General features: G+C 35.6%; 13 protein-coding genes. 9 read left to right on the top strand and 4 right to left on the bottom strand.

Annotation, left to right across the window (positions count from 1 at the left end; genetic code table 11):
• The first annotated feature begins 200 nt into the window (after positions 1 to 200).
• The 5 genes from tal (at position 201) to Q5N69_RS01250 (ending at position 8,090) form a co-directional block, all read left to right on the top strand.
• Positions 201 to 1,163, top strand: coding sequence for a transaldolase (gene tal, locus Q5N69_RS01270; RefSeq protein ID WP_304366868.1), 963 nt, complete (start codon positions 201 to 203; stop codon positions 1,161 to 1,163).
• Between the two features lie 135 nt (positions 1,164 to 1,298).
• Complete coding sequence (gene tkt, locus Q5N69_RS01265; RefSeq protein WP_304366866.1) at positions 1,299 to 3,317, top strand: transketolase; 2,019 nt, start codon at positions 1,299 to 1,301, stop codon at positions 3,315 to 3,317.
• Between the two features lie 105 nt (positions 3,318 to 3,422).
• A complete protein-coding gene (gene pgi / locus Q5N69_RS01260) occupies positions 3,423 to 5,078 on the top strand; it encodes a glucose-6-phosphate isomerase (RefSeq protein ID WP_304366864.1) in 1,656 nt (551 codons plus the stop codon).
• A 41-nt stretch (positions 5,079 to 5,119) separates the two neighbouring features.
• A complete protein-coding gene (locus Q5N69_RS01255; RefSeq protein ID WP_304366862.1) occupies positions 5,120 to 6,094 on the top strand; it encodes an aldose epimerase family protein in 975 nt (324 codons plus the stop codon).
• Positions 6,095 to 6,794: 700 nt separating this feature from the next.
• Positions 6,795 to 8,090, top strand: coding sequence for an MFS transporter (locus tag Q5N69_RS01250; protein ID WP_304366860.1), 1,296 nt, complete (start codon positions 6,795 to 6,797; stop codon positions 8,088 to 8,090).
• Positions 8,091 to 8,195: 105 nt separating this feature from the next.
• Here Q5N69_RS01250 and Q5N69_RS01245 read toward each other — a convergent pair whose 3' ends face one another.
• Positions 8,196 to 9,545: an MATE family efflux transporter gene (locus Q5N69_RS01245; RefSeq protein ID WP_304366858.1), complete on the bottom strand. Its 1,350-nt coding sequence runs from the start codon at positions 9,543 to 9,545 to the stop codon at positions 8,196 to 8,198.
• 133 nt (positions 9,546 to 9,678) lie between these two features.
• On the opposite strand from Q5N69_RS01245, the gene Q5N69_RS01240 reads away from it, so the two are divergent.
• On the top strand, positions 9,679 to 10,566 hold the full coding sequence (locus Q5N69_RS01240; RefSeq protein ID WP_304366857.1) for an AraC family transcriptional regulator: 888 nt from the start codon (positions 9,679 to 9,681) through the stop codon (positions 10,564 to 10,566).
• Between the two features lie 64 nt (positions 10,567 to 10,630).
• Here Q5N69_RS01240 and Q5N69_RS01235 read toward each other — a convergent pair whose 3' ends face one another.
• Positions 10,631 to 11,671, bottom strand: coding sequence for a LacI family DNA-binding transcriptional regulator (locus Q5N69_RS01235; RefSeq protein ID WP_304366855.1), 1,041 nt, complete (start codon positions 11,669 to 11,671; stop codon positions 10,631 to 10,633).
• 805 nt (positions 11,672 to 12,476) lie between these two features.
• Between Q5N69_RS01235 and Q5N69_RS01230 the strand changes: the two genes are divergently transcribed.
• Positions 12,477 to 13,445: an AEC family transporter gene (locus Q5N69_RS01230; protein WP_304366854.1), complete on the top strand. Its 969-nt coding sequence runs from the start codon at positions 12,477 to 12,479 to the stop codon at positions 13,443 to 13,445.
• 124 nt (positions 13,446 to 13,569) lie between these two features.
• Here the strand turns inward: Q5N69_RS01230 and fbaA are convergent, their stop codons facing one another.
• Together fbaA and aroG are read right to left on the bottom strand one after the other, a co-directional pair.
• Positions 13,570 to 14,643, bottom strand: coding sequence for a class II fructose-bisphosphate aldolase (fbaA, locus tag Q5N69_RS01225; protein WP_304366852.1), 1,074 nt, complete (start codon positions 14,641 to 14,643; stop codon positions 13,570 to 13,572).
• Between the two features lie 651 nt (positions 14,644 to 15,294).
• Positions 15,295 to 16,347, bottom strand: coding sequence for a 3-deoxy-7-phosphoheptulonate synthase AroG (gene aroG / locus Q5N69_RS01220; protein WP_304366850.1), 1,053 nt, complete (start codon positions 16,345 to 16,347; stop codon positions 15,295 to 15,297).
• Positions 16,348 to 16,650: 303 nt separating this feature from the next.
• On the opposite strand from aroG, the gene add reads away from it, so the two are divergent.
• Entirely contained in the window at positions 16,651 to 17,664 is a 1,014-nt protein-coding gene (gene add, locus Q5N69_RS01215) for an adenosine deaminase (RefSeq protein WP_304366849.1), read from the top strand.
• A gap of 168 nt (positions 17,665 to 17,832) precedes the next feature.
• Positions 17,833 to 18,540: a purine-nucleoside phosphorylase gene (deoD, locus tag Q5N69_RS01210; RefSeq protein WP_304366848.1), complete on the top strand. Its 708-nt coding sequence runs from the start codon at positions 17,833 to 17,835 to the stop codon at positions 18,538 to 18,540.
• Positions 18,541 to 18,688 lie beyond the last annotated feature (148 nt).

Here is an 18,688-nt window from a genome sequence, read left to right as displayed (position 1 = left end):
ACTAGTTTGCCATCGGCTTTCCCCGGGTCGGTGGTAAACACAATCAAATACTAAGGTCTTTTGATCTTTGTTTATAACTTTTGCTGAGAGAGAAAATTGTCTTAGACAAGGCATAAAAATAATACAAAGTTCAACAAAACCTACATACATTAAACATGAGGTAAGCCGCGCTCTTTAATGTTCGCTGGTAAAAAAATACAATGAACCTACTTGAACAACTAAAACAAGTCACTAAAGTGGTAGCCGATAGCGGTGATGTAGACTCTATCAAAGCATTAAACCCTGTAGATGCCACAACTAACCCATCGCTTATTTTACAAGCTGCAAAACTTCCACAATACAAACATTTAATTGATGATGCTATTAGTAAATCAAGCGTTAACGGCAAAGCCGATATTGATGATGTTTGTGATCAATTAATTGTGAATTTTGGCTGTGAGATCTTAAAACATGTACCCGGTCGAATTTCTTCAGAAGTTGATGCAAAACTATCTTTTGATACAGAAGCAAGTATTAAAAAAGGTCGTAAGTTAATTGCTCTTTATGAGAAAGCCGGCATTTCAAAAGATCGCGTTTTAATTAAACTGGCTTCTACTTGGCAAGGTATTAAAGCCGCTGAACAATTAGAAAAAGAAGGCATAGCTTGTAACTTAACCTTATTATTCAGTATGGCTCAAGCAGTAGCCTGTGCAGAAGCAAATGTAACCCTAATCTCTCCTTTTGTCGGCCGCATCCTAGATTGGTACAAAGCTAAAGAAGCCATCACAAAAGAAGGTAAAGATTTCACAGGTGCAAACGATCCAGGTGTTCAATCTGTTACTAAAATTTATCAATATTACAAAACTTACGACTACAAAACGGTAGTTATGGGCGCAAGTTTTAGAAATACTTCAGAAATAATTGAATTAGCAGGCTGTGATTTATTAACCATTTCGCCAGCATTATTAACTGAATTACAAAACACTGAAGGCACACTTGAAACCAAGCTTGATGCTAGTGTAGTGCAAATTAAGTCACGTGAAGAACTTATACCTTTAACTCAATCAACTTTTACATGGCAACACAATGAAGATGCTATGGCGACAGAAAAGTTATCTGAAGGTATTCGCAACTTTGCTAAAGACCAAAACACCTTAGAAGCAATGGTTAACGAACTGCTATAAGTTTTACCATTCAATCATTTAATGAAGCTCACCTGAATATACCCCACATTTTATATTCAGGTTATTTCACTATTTCAACGTTATGCAGCTTCTTTTTGAAACTAACTAACAAGACACTTATGTAAGGAATTCATCATGACGTCTTCAAGACAGCATTTAGCTAATGCTATCCGCGCTTTATCTATGGACGCAGTTCAGCAAGCAAAATCAGGTCACCCAGGTGCACCTATGGGCATGGCAGATATTGCAGAAGTATTATGGAATGATCACCTAAAACACAATCCGGCAAACCCAAATTGGGCAGACAGAGATCGCTTTGTTTTAAGTAATGGTCATGGCTCAATGTTAATTTATTCATTACTGCATTTAAGTGGTTATGATTTACCTATTGATGAGTTAAAGCAGTTTAGACAATTACACTCTAAAACCCCCGGACATCCTGAATATGGTTATACCGTTGGTGTAGAAACCACAACAGGACCACTAGGCGCAGGTGTTTCTAATGCTGTCGGCATGGCGATTGCTGAAAAAACTTTAGCTGCCCATTTTAACCGTCCAAACATGGATATTGTTGACCATTACACCTACTGCTTTTTAGGCGATGGTTGTTTAATGGAAGGTATTTCTCACGAAGTATGTTCGCTAGCGGGAACCTTAGGTTTAGGAAAGTTAATTGCCTTTTGGGATGACAATGGTATTTCTATTGATGGTCATGTTGAAGGTTGGTTTACTGATAACACCCCTGCCCGTTTTGCAGCTTACAACTGGCATGTGATCAGTGATGTTGACGGACACGACCCTGTTGCTATTAATAAAGCCATTGAAGAAGCCAAAAGCGTTACCGATAAGCCAACAATGATCTGCTGTAAAACAACAATTGGTTTTGGTTCACCGAATAAATCAGGTTCACACGACTGTCATGGCGCACCACTAGGTGATGAAGAAATTGCAGCAACACGTGAATTTTTGAATTGGCCATATGCTCCTTTTGAAATTCCACAAGACGTTTACAAAGCTTGGGATAACAAAGAAAAAGGTACTATCGCAGAGCAAAACTGGAGCATGGCTTTTGCAGCATATTCAGCTGAATATCCAGAGCTTGCTGAAGAATTTAGTCGTCGTGTACTTAATAACGATCTTCCAGAACAGTTCGAACAAAAAGCTGATGAGTATATTGCTCTTTGTCAAAAAGAAGCACAAAACATAGCAAGTCGTAAGGCTTCGCAAAATGCAATCGGTGTATATGGCGCTTTACTACCAGAGTTATTAGGTGGTTCTGCTGACTTAGCGGGTTCTAACTTAACTTTATGGTCTGGTTCTAAGGGGATTTCGGCTGAAGATGCTGATGGTAATTACCTGTATTACGGTGTTCGCGAATTTGGTATGAGCGGCATTATGAATGGCTTGTCTTTACATGGTGGCTTCATCAATTACGGTGCAACTTTCCTTATGTTTATGGAATACGCGCGCAACGCTGTTCGTATGTCGGCATTAATGGGTATTCAAAACATTTTTGTTTATACCCACGACTCTATTGGTCAAGGTGAAGATGGTCCAACTCATCAACCTATTGAGCAAATAGCTAACTTACGCATGACGCCAAATTTAACAACTTGGCGCCCATGTGATGCTGTTGAATCTGCTGTAGCTTGGAAAGCTGCAATTCAGAAACAAGATGGTCCAAGTGCATTAATTTTTAGTCGCCAAGGTTTACCTCATCAAAATCGCGACAATGCACAAGTTAAAAGCATTGAACAAGGCGGTTATGTATTAGTTGATTGCGTTGGCACACCAGACGCTATTTTAATTGCCACAGGTTCGGAAGTTGGTATTGCTGTTGAAGCAGCTGCATCATTAACTGAACAAGGGAATAATGTGCGAGTTGTGTCTATGCCAAGTACTAGCGTATTTGATCAACAATCGAGTAGCTATCAAGAAAGTGTATTACCGAGCGAAGTTAAATCGGTTATTGCTATCGAAACAGCACATGTTGATTTTTGGCATAAATACACAGGAAGAAATGGCGCAATCATAGGTATGAAAACCTTTGGTGAATCAGCACCTGGTAGCGAATTATTGAAACACTTTGGCTTTACTACTGACAATATTGTTAACACTACATTAGACGTAATAAATAGAAATTCAGCCGCTTAATCGCGTTGTTTTAACTTTAGAAACTACAACTTCTTATTGCTCCTCAATAATGGTTGTAGTTTCTTTTTAGCTGTTAACGCATAAAAGAGAAATTGGAAACATACAATGCAACCTAGAACTTCACTCGCCAGCTGGCAAACACTCGTTGAACATGCACAACAAATGAAACAAGAACGCATGAGTGACATGTTTAAACAAAACCCAAAAAGGTTTGATGAATTTTCACTTAAGTTATCACCGTTTTTACTCGATTATTCTAAAAACTTAATCAACGATAAAACCATGAGCAACCTTTTAGCCTTAGCTAAAGCATGTGATATTGAAGGCTGGCGTGAAAAAATGTTCTCAGGTGAGCGCATCAATCCAACTGAAGATAGATCCGTGCTGCATATTGCTTTACGTAATCAAACGCAAAAGCCTATTACACTTGATGGCAAAAACATTAATGAAGATGTACAACAAGCTCTAAATCAAATGAAGTCTTTTTCAGATAAAGTTCGCCAAGGCGTTTGGAAAGGCTATTCAGGTAAAAGCATTACCGATGTGGTTAGTATTGGGGTAGGTGGCTCTAACTTAGGCCCACAAATGGTGACTGAAGCATTAGAAGAATACAGTGACAATGCCGTTAATGTTCATTACGTTTCTAATGTTGATGGCACACAAATCGCCAACGTTTTACGTCCGTTAACGCCTGAAACCACCTTATTTATTGTCTCGAGTAAAACCTTCACAACCACTGAAACCATGACCAATGCGAAAACAGCCATGCACTGGTTAGTCGCTTCTTCGTTTGATCCTGCAGCCATTGCTAAGCATTTTGTTGCGGTATCGTCTAACAAAGAAAAAGCTACAGCCTTTGGTATTGAAGAAGAAAATATTTTTGACATGTGGGACTGGGTAGGTGGTAGATTTTCATTATGGTCAGCTATAGGTTTACCCATTGCTATTAGTTTAGGTTTTGATAATTTTGTTGAGCTATTAGAAGGCGCTAATGAAATTGATAACCATTTTTACAAAGCACCATTAGAACAAAATGCACCAGTAATTTTAGCGCTGCTTAGCCTATGGAACTGCACCTTTTTAGGCGCTCAATCGCAAGTTATTTTACCTTACGACCAAGCTTTGCATATGTTGCCTGCGTATTTACAGCAAGCAGAAATGGAAAGTAATGGTAAATCAGTGAACTGGCAAGGCGACTCAATCGACTACCCTACTGTTCCAACGATTTGGGGAGAAATTGGCATTAATGGTCAGCACGCTTTTTATCAATACTTACATCAAAGTAACAATATTGTACCTGCAGACTTTATTGGCTCGGTTGAAAGCACAACTCCTGTTAAAGGTCATCATCAAACCTTAATGGCTAACTTTTTTGCGCAAACACAAGCTTTAATGCAAGGTGTTGATGAAACGCAAATTCGTGAAGAATTAAAAGCCAAAGGTAATACACAAGCCTATATCGATAAAGTTGCACCTCATAAAGTTCATAAAGGTAATCGCCCTTCAAATACCATTTTGATGCAGCGTATTTCACCTAGAGCTATCGGTAGTTTAATTGCCTTATACGAGCACAAAATATTTACTCAAGGCATTCTTTTACAAATATGCTCTTTCGATCAATGGGGTGTAGAATTAGGTAAAGGCTTAGCCAATAATATTGAAGCTGAATTAGCCAAAAATACGGTGAGTGAAACCCACGACAGTTCTACACAAGGTTTGATGAATTATTTTCAAGAGCACCAACCAAAAAATCACTCGTAATTAAGTTTTAGCACTTTTTAAGAAGATAGGTAAATTAGCAAATGGTTCAAATAACAACTTATGAAATAACGGGTCAGCATGGCGATAACATTAATGATCGACTTTGCATCAGTAATTATGGTGCTCGTTTAGTCAGTTGGCACACTCAAGTAGATGATGAAATTCGTAATGTTGTTTTGGGGTATTCTAACCTAGAAGATTACTTTACTGATGAGTCATACTTGGGCGCGATTGTTGGACCATATGCTAATAGAATTGGCAATTCGCGTTGTAAAATTGACGGTACAGAAGTGAACTTAGCCGCTAATGAAGGTGACAACATACTTCATAGCGGTGCTAATACTTTTGCTACTCAATTTTGGCAATGTATTGAGCATACGACCAATTCAGTTACATTATCCTGTAGTTTAACAGACGGTTTTAATGGTTTCCCTGGTGATATAAATATCGAAGTAATCTATGAAATATCAGCTAAAAGTGAGTTAACTATAAGTATTAAGGTGAACTCAGAACAGTTTACTATTGCTGGACCAACAGCTCATCCATACTTTAATTTAAACAAAGAACAAAGCACTACAGCCCATAACTTACAAATTTTTAGCGACCACTACACACCTGTTGATGAACAATGTATTCCAACAGGTGAGATTGCGTCGGTAAACAACACACGGTTTGACTTTAGAACAACGAGAGAAGTATCGTCAAAAAGCAATATGGAGCAGCTAGATCATAACTTCTTGCTTTCATTAACCGATACAACAACTAAGCTAACAAGCTTTCCTCATGCATCAATTGAAAGTAGTGATAAAAAGTTAACGTTACACGCAAGTTCTAACTACCCTGCAGTACAGGTTTATACAGGGCTTCATTTAACTGCACCTTTTACAACTAATCAAGGAATATGCTTAGAACCTCAGTTTTGTCCTGACAGCCCTAATCAAGCTAACTTCCCTTTTCATTTCACAAGCCCTGCACAACCTTTAAAAACAGTGATTTGTTATAAATTAACAAGGTAATATTATCTTTTATATTACCTAACCTCAGCTCGGGTTAAGCTATTTTACTCAATAATGCTATTAACAGCTTTTTTATGTTCTTAATTCAGATAAAGCTAAACGATACTTTAAGAAATCAATGCGTTATTAAATCCATTAACCCAACTTGAGGTTATGTAGGCTTAAATGAGAATATTTTAGCCTACAGCTGTTTTCCTCTCAATATACACAAGTTCCTACATCACTTTGTTTTATATGAAGAAATACAAATAGTTTAAAAAAGGCTTCGTAATAAAATAAACATCAAGCATAATGAATTACTGATAAATATTGCTTTCAATATCAGTAGCTTTGTAATTATTACTTATTTAATAGTTTCTATTCTTTGTATTGAACTCTGCATAACCAAGTTATAAAGCGATTTACTATAAATAATTTAACATAGTAAACACTAATCCTAGTTGCTGCTTATCTTTGTTAAATTTATCTCTTCCTCCGTAATTTCTAATAAAAGTTTTATATCAATAACTCATTTTACTCATTATTTTATAATATCAGTCATTGTTAATTTGATTGTTATATAATTATATGTTTATATGTTATTTAGAAATAAAAACTGTTTTAACTAGATTTAGAAAAATTAGAAAACTCTGTTTAATAAAAGAGAGACATTTATTCTTTACGATCTAGACTAGAAATACATTCAAAGTAGGAAAGTAAAATGGCAAACGTAAATACTGAAACAGAAGTCGCCGGCGAATTTAAACGTAATTGGCAATTACTTGTAGCCGCATTTGTTGGTGTAACAGTAGGTTTAACCGCAGTACCTTTTTATTCTTATGGGCTTTTTGTTGCTCCTCTAGAAGCAGAATTTGGCTGGACACGCCAACAAAGTCAGTTACCTATGATATTTCAAACTATAGGTGTACTGTTTGCTATACCTTTTTTAGGAGGGATTTGTGATAAATTCGGCGCTCGTAAGGTTGCCCTCACTTCCCTTGTATTATTTGCTTTAGCTTTTGCTAGTTTTGCCTTACAAACAGGCCCAGTTTGGCAGTATTGTACTATTGCTTTAGTTTTAGGTATTACCGGTGCAGGTACCCTTCCAATTACTTGGACTCGAGTCATCGTTGGCGCTTTTGATGTTCATCGTGGTAAAGCTCTAGGAATTATTTTAATGGGTACAGGTTTAACCGGTTTCCTTGTTAACAAACTTGTTCCTGGCTTTATAGAAGCTGACGGTTGGCGCATGACATTTGTATGGCTTGCCTGTTTACCTATTTTAATTGGTTGGCCGGTTGTTTATTTTATGTTTAAAGATAAGTCTGGTGATCCCGTTGATACTAACAGCGCAGATAGCCCTTATGTTTACGGACCTTCAATTAAAGAAGCAATATCAGATAAACGCTTCTGGTTAATTGCTATCGCATTTATGGCAATTTCATGTGGTATTGGTGGTTCTATTCCTAACTTACCTGCTTTTTATGCGGGTTCAGGTTTTACAGGCCCTATGATAGGCGCCGTAATGTCTACCATTGGTTTAGCGGTTATCTTTGGACGTATTGCCACAGGTTTACTATTAGATCGTTTTTGGGCACCTGGTGTAGCTGCAATCCTTATGGCATTACCTGCAATATCATGTTTTTTACTAGCATCAGGTACTCCTTCGATGGAGATTGCTTACCTTTCAACAATTCTCATTGGTTTAGCAGCTGGAGCTGAATTTGATATTATTGCTTATTTAGCGTCACGTTATTTTGGCACACGTAACTACAGCAAAATTTATAGTTACCTTTGGGCTGCGTTTGCCATTGGAGCAGCTTTAGCACCGAGTATTTTAGGTGCGGTTTATGATGCAACTGGTGGTTATGAAATAGCGTTTGCAGCTTTAGGTGTTATCTTTATAGTAGGAAGTTTGATGTTACTTCCACTTGGAAAGTACCCTGTTTTTGCTACAACAAAAGCAGAGGCTGAAGCACAAGAAAATAAGAATCAAAGTGAAGCTGTAACTAGCTAATCCATAAATTCTGAAAATTATAAAAGGTTTATAACTGAGATTAATCACTCGTTATAAACCTTTTTTATGTACTCAACTAGACTATTAGATAGGTCAGTAATAACCTTAATCTGTTGCTAAATTTCTTAACCAATGCTTTTTACGCATGCGAATTGTAAACATTATCGCCTTACATATTTCTTCTGAATAAGCGGTAACAACAACCCAAAATAAAGGTAAATCAAAATAAAACGCAGCCAAGAAAGTAAGCGGAATACTTACTACCCACATACCAATAAAATCAATTAACAAGCAATGCTTAGTATCACCACCTGCACGTAAGATCCCCATAGACATTGTCATGTTGAAAACTTTAATACTAGTACCAAAAATAATGAGTAAGAAAATTTCTGTTGCTAAAATTATGGTCTCTTGAGTCATTAACTGAAAAGGCATAAAAATAACGTCTTGTAACGAATACAAAACAATAGCTAAAACAAAGGTAGTAATAGGTGCGCCAATAGAAAAAGTAACTGAGGTTTTCCACGCACTAGTAAAGTCGTTAGCACCTAACATGTTTCCAACTAAAATAGAGCAAGCTGATGAAAACCCTATAAAGAAAGCAATCAACACTCCTTCTATCGGCGTTAACATACTCATTACGGCAAGTTCCGTGGTGCCCATTTGTCCATAAATGATTTGATATACAAAAGTGCCTAACGACCAAACCCCAAAACTGATCATGATAGGAAAAATAAGTTTAATAAACTTTTTCCATGAGCCTCGGTTATTGATTTCAGTAAAACTTTCTTTTTTAGGAAAAACGGTATGAGATATTTTTTTCAAACAATAAACGATTGTTAATAAATGAAACAAACGAGAAAGTGTAGTAGCCCATGCAGCACCTTCAACTCCCATAGCTTCGATACCTAAACCACCATTAATAAGCCAATAATTTAAAACAACATTTAAGAATATGGCTAATATACTGAATACCATAGGTAATTTAACTTGCCCAGTACCACGTAAAGCGTTTTCAAAAATGAGAATGATGGCGATAAAAAACAAACTTGGCATAGTGATCCACAGGTATTTTTCACTAAGAGCAATAACGGAAATATCAGCACTAGCAAGCGCAACAACATCTGCAGCAAAAAAGAAATTAAGTATCACAATCGGCACAGCAACACATAAGGCAAAAACAATAGCCATAATGATGGTACTTTTAATTTTATTGGTTCGCCCTGCTCCGTAATACTGAGAAGACAATACACCAACACCTGAAGCAACTCCTGTAACAGTCACTAAAAAAACAAAAAATATTCTGTTACTTACACCTACCGCTGCAACTGACGTGTCTCCTAAATGAGATACCATAATGATATCTATCATGCCTAACAAGGTAACCAAAATACTTTGCACAGAAATAGGCCAAGCAAGCTTGGAAGCTTTTTTAATTAAAGTAGCATCAAACATAATGAGTAAAAACCGTTTAAAGGAGATAGTTTTGGAGAAAATAACAAGGGCGCTATTCTATGTTAAATAATAAACTATAACGATAACTACAAATATCATCTATTATGTCTAAAACTATCATCGAGCTTCTATTATGTGGAAAGATATATTAAATATTCATCAAGACTGTGAAGAGTATTTTATTAACTTTGATAAAATACCAGGCGATGCAGATTCGCTTATAGCATGTGCTGGAATATCAACACTAAGAACTGAGTATCAAATAGGAAAGAATGGTACTGGTGAGGTTTTTGATAATAAACAAAGTGATAAGAAAGATGTCCATTACTTACTAGCAACACAATCTGGCTGTGGCAAAATACGTTTAGAAAGTGGCGAATATTTAATCCCAGAAGGAAGTATTGTGCTTTTACCTGCTGGTACTCCATTCGTTTATGAATTAGCTGATGAACATTGGAGTATGTGTTGGTTTTTACTACATGATTGCCCAAAGTTTAAATATATAAACAAACTAAATGCCTCTATATTTCAATCAGATAATGCATTGCCTATTTATAAAACCATGTCTTTATTACAAGATATTAATTATGTGGCTGGTCAGCATCAGTCTGAAATAATGTCTGGCTTGATGGATGTTTTAATTTTCCAAATTGAACAAGCTACCAATACCAACGTTAGCTTAACGCCACAGCAAGATAAGTTTAAAGCCTTAATCAAATCAGTTATTAAACAACTACAATATCCTTGGACTGTCGCTAGCCTCGCTGAGAAAATGCATTTGTCTGAGCCGCAGTTTTATCGTTTATGCAAACGAGAAACAGGACTGTCACCTTTAAAGCTGATCACTAAATACCGACTAGAATATGCCTGTAATTTATTGAGGTACACTCAATATAATTTAGAGCAAATAGCCTTTTCTATCGGTTATGCTGACAGTATTAGCTTTGCTCACAGATTCAAATTATTTTATGGTATTAGTCCAGGAAAATGGCGCAGTATAGAGAAGAAAACCAATAGCTAAGGTCAGTATTGTATTTTCACTCTAATGAGTTAGCCCCATAAATAGAGATTAATTTACTCAGGTTTTACTTTTGTGGTGCTTGAGCTGTTGAATCCCTTTCGATAATCTCAAAATCGAGAACATTTCTAAATTCACGCGTATTGGCTTTCGCTAAATCTGAAAATTTACCTGAAGCAATAATATCGATAGCGAGCTCCGCCATTTCATGAATGGGTTGTCTAACAGTTGTTAAGTTTGGTGATACAGTTACAGCAACATTACCATCATCGAAACCAGATATAGACAACTCTTCAGGTACATTAATTCGTGCTAAATTTGCAGCCGCTAAAACTGAAGCAGCCATTTCATCATTGGCAGCAACAATCGCTGTTGGTCTATCTGCTAAGGCGAGTAATTTTTTCGCAGCTATTAAACCTGAGTCATAGGTAAATAAACCTTGCTCAATATATTCAGGCGGTGTGTTGATTTGATGTGAACGTAATGCGTCTAAATAACCTTGATAACGCAGTCGACTAACACCTTGATTTGGATTACCAATAATATGACCAATTTTTGTATGGCCTTTTTTAATAAGTAATTCGGTCATTTCAAAACTCGCCTGATAATCGTCCATACAAATGTAAGGCGATAAACTCAGTTGAGTATCAGGTGCGATACGAACAAAGGTAATATTAGCCTCTTGCAATGCTGCTAATAATTTAACGTCGTCGCAAACATGAGGTAACAAAATCAAACCATCAACACGAGTTTCTTCTATCAACTCCCTAACCGAAGCTAAAGACTTCTCAATATCATCATCAATTTCATCAACAACTAGGTGATGCCCAGTTGTTCTACACACTTTTAAGCCACGTAATAAAAACTTGCTCACGTATGAAGTATCTAAATCGAAATAGAGCAAGCCAATAAAAAATGATTTATTACTGGCTAAACGACGTGCAGAAACATTAGGTCTATAATTTAGGGCTTTAACAGATTCAGCGACTAAAGCTCTTTTAGCGTCACTCACTTTAGGATCTTTGTTTAAAACACGAGACACTGTCATGCTCGATACGCCAGCATGTTCTGCTACATCTTTTATTCGAGCTCTTCTAGAAGCCTTCACTTTGTTAATCCTTTATTGTTATAACCTAAATGGTGATGTTAACACCTTAACAAAATTTGGTAGCGATATCACGTGATTAATTCAGTGTATTATAAAAACTAATGGGCTAAAAATGTTACTAAAAATTACCATTAAAGTTGAGTGGTGTTTACTCTTTTTAACAGACATCTAGCTTTCAACTAATCTTAGGATTTAGGGGGAGCGTATAAAGAAATTTTATCGAGCTAAAATATTAACGTTTAATGCCGTAGCTTATAACTTGCGGTATAATCTTAACTTGTTGTTTAGCGCTACTTGTTAGAGTTTTACGAGGTTGTTTTTACAGAAAATGTATGGGACATAGATAAATAGTACTTACCTTTGGTTTGCTTAAAATTTAATTCAAAACCATGAAAACCCCGAATATACTGGATGCTATTTGTAAATAAACTTTATATGATTCATTGCTCTTAATATTTAACCTCAACTCGGGATAATGAATGTCATAACATTCAATAAAAAGAATCATTTATCAATAGATTAAAGAACCATCAGAGTACTTTACATGTAATATGATGACTCAATATTGATAGTTTTATGCCTAGCAAGGCGGATTTGTGTACCCAATAGCTGGCTATTGGTAACGAATACACAGTTTTTTATTCCCGATAAAAACTAAGTACCTACATCCATGTAGGCAACTATGTTAGGCTTAAAAATAGCTTATTGAGTAACTTTGCTTATCCCGAGCTGAGGTTATTTAACCTAAACATCAGAACTAAGTAAAGACAACCACCTCAATTTACGTAGATATAAGTTAACTAAAATGCCTCAAAATCAAGATTTTCTCTCATTAATACAAGTCGCACTTAATGTTTCTGCGCCTATCTTTTTAGTTATTACCTTAGGTATTTGGCTAAATCACAAGAAATTTATTAACGAAAATTTCATTCAAGTATCCTCAAAGCTTATTTTTAATTTTGGTTTACCTTTAATGTTGTTTATGAGTACAGCGACCCGTGATTTTCAACAATTAATCAATGTTCAACATATTGCTTTACTTGTTATTACGACTTTTGTCATATTTTTCTTAAGCACTTTTACTGCAAAAGGTGCCATTGAGGCTAAAGCCGACAAAGGGGTTTTTGTTCAAGGCGCATTTCGAGGTAATTTGATCATCATAGGTTTAGCACTTGCTGCTAATGCTTATGGCGAAAAAGGGGTAGCAATAGCAACACTGCCTATGGCAATCGTAATTATTTTATATAACCTACTTACCATTTACACCCTTAATGCAAGCTTAGGACAACAGAGCTTTTCATTAAAAAAGACCATTATCGATATCGTCAAAAACCCGCTGATCATTGGTATTGTTGCAGGACTATGTGTAAATATTATTAGCTTACCGATCCCTGATATGATTATTCAAACCAATAACTACTTAGCCAAAATGACATTACCGTTAGCGCTTATTTGTATTGGTGGTTCGTTGAATATGTTGCAACTTAAAGATAATCTGCGCCCTGCCGTTATTTCGAGTATTTGGAAGCTATTAATAAGCCCTATCGTATTAATCGTTTTATTAATAATTTGGCCCGTTGATCCTATTGCTGCAGGTGTTTTATTCTTATTAGTTGCTTCTCCTACTGCAACGGCAAGTTTTGTTATGGTAAAAGCAATGAATGGCAATAGTGATTTAGCTGCCAAAATAATCATTGTATCAACGTTATTGTCGTTATTTACAATAACCCTAGGCTTTGCCCTTCTTGTATCTCTTGGCCTTATTCATAGCTAACTGAGACGTTTGAACAACAACATCATGATTTAATCGAGTTGTGATCAAAATAGCAGGCAAAAAAAGAGACTAAGTGTAAACCTAGTCTCTTTTACATATTTCATTTATTTGTTTTGTTAACCTATTAACAACGGTTTAAACAATTCAAATCTTTAAAGCCTTCTTGCAAACGTTCTTGCATGCTGTCTTCACATTTACGTAACCAAACTCTTGGATCGTAATACTTCTTGTTAGGCTTGTCAGCACCATCCGGGTTACCAATTTGTTGCTGTAAGTAACCTTCATTTGCTTTGTAGTAGTTTAAAACACCTTGCCAAGTCGCCCATTGAGTATCGGTATCAATGTTCATTTTAATAACACCGTAACTAATCGCTTCAGTAATTTCTGATTTAGCTGAACCAGAACCACCATGGAAAACAAAGTCTAAGCTGTTTTCAGGCAAGTTATATTTATCTGAAACATAACGTTGTGAATCTAATAAAATAGTTGGAGTTAACTTAACGTTGCCAGATTGGTAAACACCATGAACATTACCAAATGAAGCTGCTATGGTAAATTTATTACTAATTGCACTAAGTTTTTCATAAGCATAAGCAACATCTTCAGGTTGAGTGTAAAGCATGCTTGAGTCAAGATGAGAATTATCAACACCATCTTCTTCACCACCAGTACAGCCCAATTCGATTTCTAGGGTCATACCAATTTTTGACATGCGCTCAAGGTACTGACAACAAATATCAATATTCTCTTCTAATGATTCTTCAGACAAATCGATCATATGAGAACTAAATAATGGTTTACCTGTTTGTTCAAAATGACGTTCGCCTTCATCAAGCAAACCATCAATCCAAGGTAATAATTTTTTAGCTGCATGATCCGTATGCAAGATAATAGGTACGCCATAAGCTTCTGCAACGGCATGTACATAACGAGCAGCAGCAATACCACCAACTACAGACGCTTCGTCACCACTCAAGTTTGAACCTTTACCAAGAAAAAATGACGCCCCGCCATGAGAAAGCTGGATAATCACAGGTGAATTCACTTTATTTGCGGCTTCTAAAGTCGCATTGACTGAACTTGTTCCAACAACATTAACTGCTGGGTAGGCAAAAGCACCTTTTTTAGCTTGCTCAAATAATGCCTGAACTTCACTACCGCTCACAACTCTACCTAGAGGTGAATGATTGTCTTTCATTTTTTATATTTCCTTTAATAATTATTCAGCTAGATCATTCATTATGTTATATCGAGGTGTTCTACAGCATGAAAATTGTACAACTCGGTATAACGAAATGAGTGAAGTACATTAGGCAGCTTGATAACCTTTTAATGCACATTTTGTTACTTTGACCGATCAGTTTTTTTAAATACCAAAAAACAAAGCTTAAACCCAAAACTTACAATGCTTGAATTCATGTGCAAGCTTAACTTAAGTACAAATTTAAAAAAAGTTAAAGCTGATTCCTAAAACGGTATATTTATTCAACCCACCAGCTAAAAAACAATGTAATACATTGAAAGTAAATACTTTAGTTAAAAACTGACTGATTAAAATAAATTTGAATTTTTATTTGAAATAATCATTTTTTTCGAGTTTATCAGACTCAGTCTTATACAGTGATAGCAGAGTCATTAGAGGATGATTAATAAGTCAATTAATGTGATTTATTGAGTGGAGTCACTGTTACCGAGAACATAATATTTTATATTTTTCATCTTAAAATTATAAAATATTTAATGTAAAAAATTAAAAAATGATATGTTTTATAAAATAGATAATAAAAAACCCGTAAAATACGGGCTTTTTATTTATGCGAATTAAGTGAATACTTATTCTTTACATCTATTATGAACGACGAGCTTCAACAGCTTCACTAAGTTGAGCTAACATAACTTCTGTTGCGTCCCATCCGATACAAGCATCAGTGATACTTTGCCCATAAGTTAACGCTTTGCCATCAACAAGATCTTGACGACCTTCAACTAAGTGGCTTTCTACCATAACACCAAAGATATTGTGGTTACCTTCACTTATTTGTTGACTAACATCAGTAGAAACAAGCATTTGGTTTTCAAATTTCTTACTGCTATTAGCATGACTGAAATCAATCATAATACGCGTATTTAGTTTAGACTTTGCTAATAAGTTTGTTACTTCATTAACACTATCACGGTCATAGTTTGTGGCTTTGCCACCACGTAAAATAATATGACAGTCTTTATTACCTGTTGTTTCAACGATAGCTGAATGACCAAGTTTAGTCACTGATAAAAAGTGATGTGATGCCGCAGCAGATCCAATAGCATCTACCGCTACTTTAATGGTTCCATCAGTACCATTCTTAAAGCCTACGGGGCATGATAAGCCAGATGCTAACTCACGGTGAACTTGACTTTCAGTTGTACGAGCACCAATAGCTCCCCAACACATAAAATCAGCCATATATTGTGGTGTGATCATGTCTAAAAACTCACCTGCAGTAGGCAAACCAAGTTCATTTAAATCCAATAATAATTTACGACCTAAACGTAAACCATCATTTAATTGGAAGCTGCCATCCATATAAGGGTCGTTAATAAGACCTTTCCAACCAACAGTTGTACGCGGTTTCTCAAAATAAACACGCATAACAATTTCTAAATTATTTTTATATTTTTCACGTAATTTAACTAAACGTTGACCATATTCAATGGCTGCTTCAGTGTCATGAATTGAACACGGACCAATGACAACTAATAAGCGATCGTCTTCACCTTCAAGAATATTATGAATAGCTTCTCTACCAGCTATAACCGATTTTGACGCATTCTCTGATGATGGAAATCGCTCAAGTAAAGCGATTGGAGGTAATAAATCTTTAATTTGGTTGATGCGTACATCATCGGTTTGGTTAAACATAATAAGGTTCTCTTAACTTCAATTTAATAATCAGGACGTATCTACAATTGCGCTCTACTAAATAATAGAATTACTTTTTAAAAAGCAGCCAGTAAATGTAGCAACTATCTACAAGCTTTACTAGAACTAACACTAAGAATAAATCAATTTAAAACGATAAAAAATGACTTATGTGGACAGAATAAGAAACCGAGTAAATCATTTAGTATTTATCAAATATTTACTATAATAAATACTAGGATTTGTGGAGCTTTTGAAAGATCCACAAACTCTGTACATTTAAAAAACGGAGACGCTATTTTAATGATAAACCCAGAATTACCACTGATAGATTTACATCGTCATTTAGACGGAAACATTCGAGCAGAAACCATTTGGGAATTAGCTCAACAAAATAATATTACTTTACCTGTAGAACAGTTTGAGCAATTTATTCCGCATGTTCAAATTATAGAAAGCGAACCGGATTTACTCGCCTTTTTGAAGAAGCTAGATTGGGGCGTAAACGTTTTATCTAGTTTAGATGATTGTAAACGAATTGCTTTTGAGAACGTTGAAGACGTATTTAATGCTGGCATTCATTACGCAGAATTAAGATTTTCTCCTTATTACATGTCAATGGCTTATAAATTGCCTATTGCAGATGTAGTTGCGGCAGTTATCGATGGCGTAAATGAAGGTATGAAAAAATACCCAGTAAAAATTAAGTTGATTGGTATTTTAAGTCGTACTTTTGGTGTTGAACAATGTCAACAAGAGTTAAATGGTTTATTAGCTCATAAAGATAAACTTATTGGTATTGATTTAGCGGGTGATGAATATAACTACCCTGGCGAATTATTTACTGAACATTTTAAGCAAGTGTCTGACGCTGGCTTACACGTTACTGTTCATGCTGGTGAAGCTGCGGGTCCAGCAAGTGTTTGGCAAGCGATCAACGATTTAAAAGCTGAACGTATTGGTCATGGTGTTAAAAGTTATCAAGACGAAGCGCTACTTGAGTATATGCAAAAACATAATATTGCTATTGAGTCATGTTTAACATCTAACTACCAAACAGGCACTATCAGCGATTTAAGTAAGCATCCAATTACAACATTTTTAAAACATGGATTACGTGTTTGTTTAAATACAGATGATCCTGCAGTTGAAGGTATAGAGCTTAAAGGTGAGTTTGAACTAGCTCGTAACCTACTCAGCTTTACCGATACAGAAGTAAATATTTTACAAGAAAATGCTATTGCAGCAGCATTTATGTCAGAAAGTGAAAGAAAAGCATTAAGACAAAGCGTACTAAATAACCTGAATAAGGGTTAAGCAAATAAAATTTAACTCAGGTTAAACTGGATTTACATCCTAACATTAAGTAAAATTTAAACGATTTTAAACATTAAAAACATATCAGTAAAATACCCTTGATAGCAGGTTTTCAATACACTGGCTAAAAACTTACTGAGATTTTAACAACTAAAAAGGTTATTTCTCATGGCAACACCTCATATAGAAGCAGCAGCAGACGATTTCGCTAAAACAGTACTTATGCCTGGCGATCCGTTAAGAGCAAAATATATTGCTGACAACTTTCTCGAAAATGTAAAATGCGTAACACGTGTTCGTAACATGTTTGGTTACACAGGTACTTATAAAGGACAACCTATCTCAGTAATGGGTTCTGGTATGGGCATACCTTCAATCTCAATCTACGCAACTGAATTATATAAAGATTATGGCGTTGAAAACATTATACGTATTGGCTCTTGTGGTGCAGTACGTGACGACATAAAAGTAAGAGACATTATTGTTGGCATGGCAGCAAGTACCGATTCAAACGTTAATAGAATGCGCATGAACCAATGTGACTTTGCAGCAACAGCAAACTTTGAATTATTACAAAAAGTGGCAAATACGGCTGATAAGTTAAAGCAAAAAATACAAGTAGGTAATATTTTTACTGCTGACTTGTTTTACACTCCGCAACCAGAAATGTTCGCGTTAATGGAAAAATACGGAATTTTAGCAGTAGAAATGGAAGCGGCTGGTTTATATGGTGTTGCAGCTGAATACGGTAAAAAAGCATTATGTGTATTAACGGTAAGTGATCACATTAAAACTGGCGAGAGTATGACAGCTGATGAACGTGAAACAACGTTCAGAGATATGATGGAATTAACACTAGAAAGTGTTTTATCATAAATAAGTCTGATTTAAGTGAGTTAGATTAAATAATCAAACTCACTTAACTACTTACTTTAAGTTTATTTTTCATGTTTTAATCTTTAACAACCAATAAAAATAAACATAAAAAAACCAGTGACATAATCACTGGTTTTTTATTGCGTAA

The sequence above is a fragment of the Pseudocolwellia sp. AS88 genome (assembly GCF_030551755.1).
In the GTDB taxonomy this organism is placed as follows: domain Bacteria; phylum Pseudomonadota; class Gammaproteobacteria; order Enterobacterales; family Alteromonadaceae; genus Pseudocolwellia.
The sequence above is the reverse complement of the archived record's forward strand: the minus strand, read 5'-3'. Positions and strand labels throughout refer to the sequence as shown.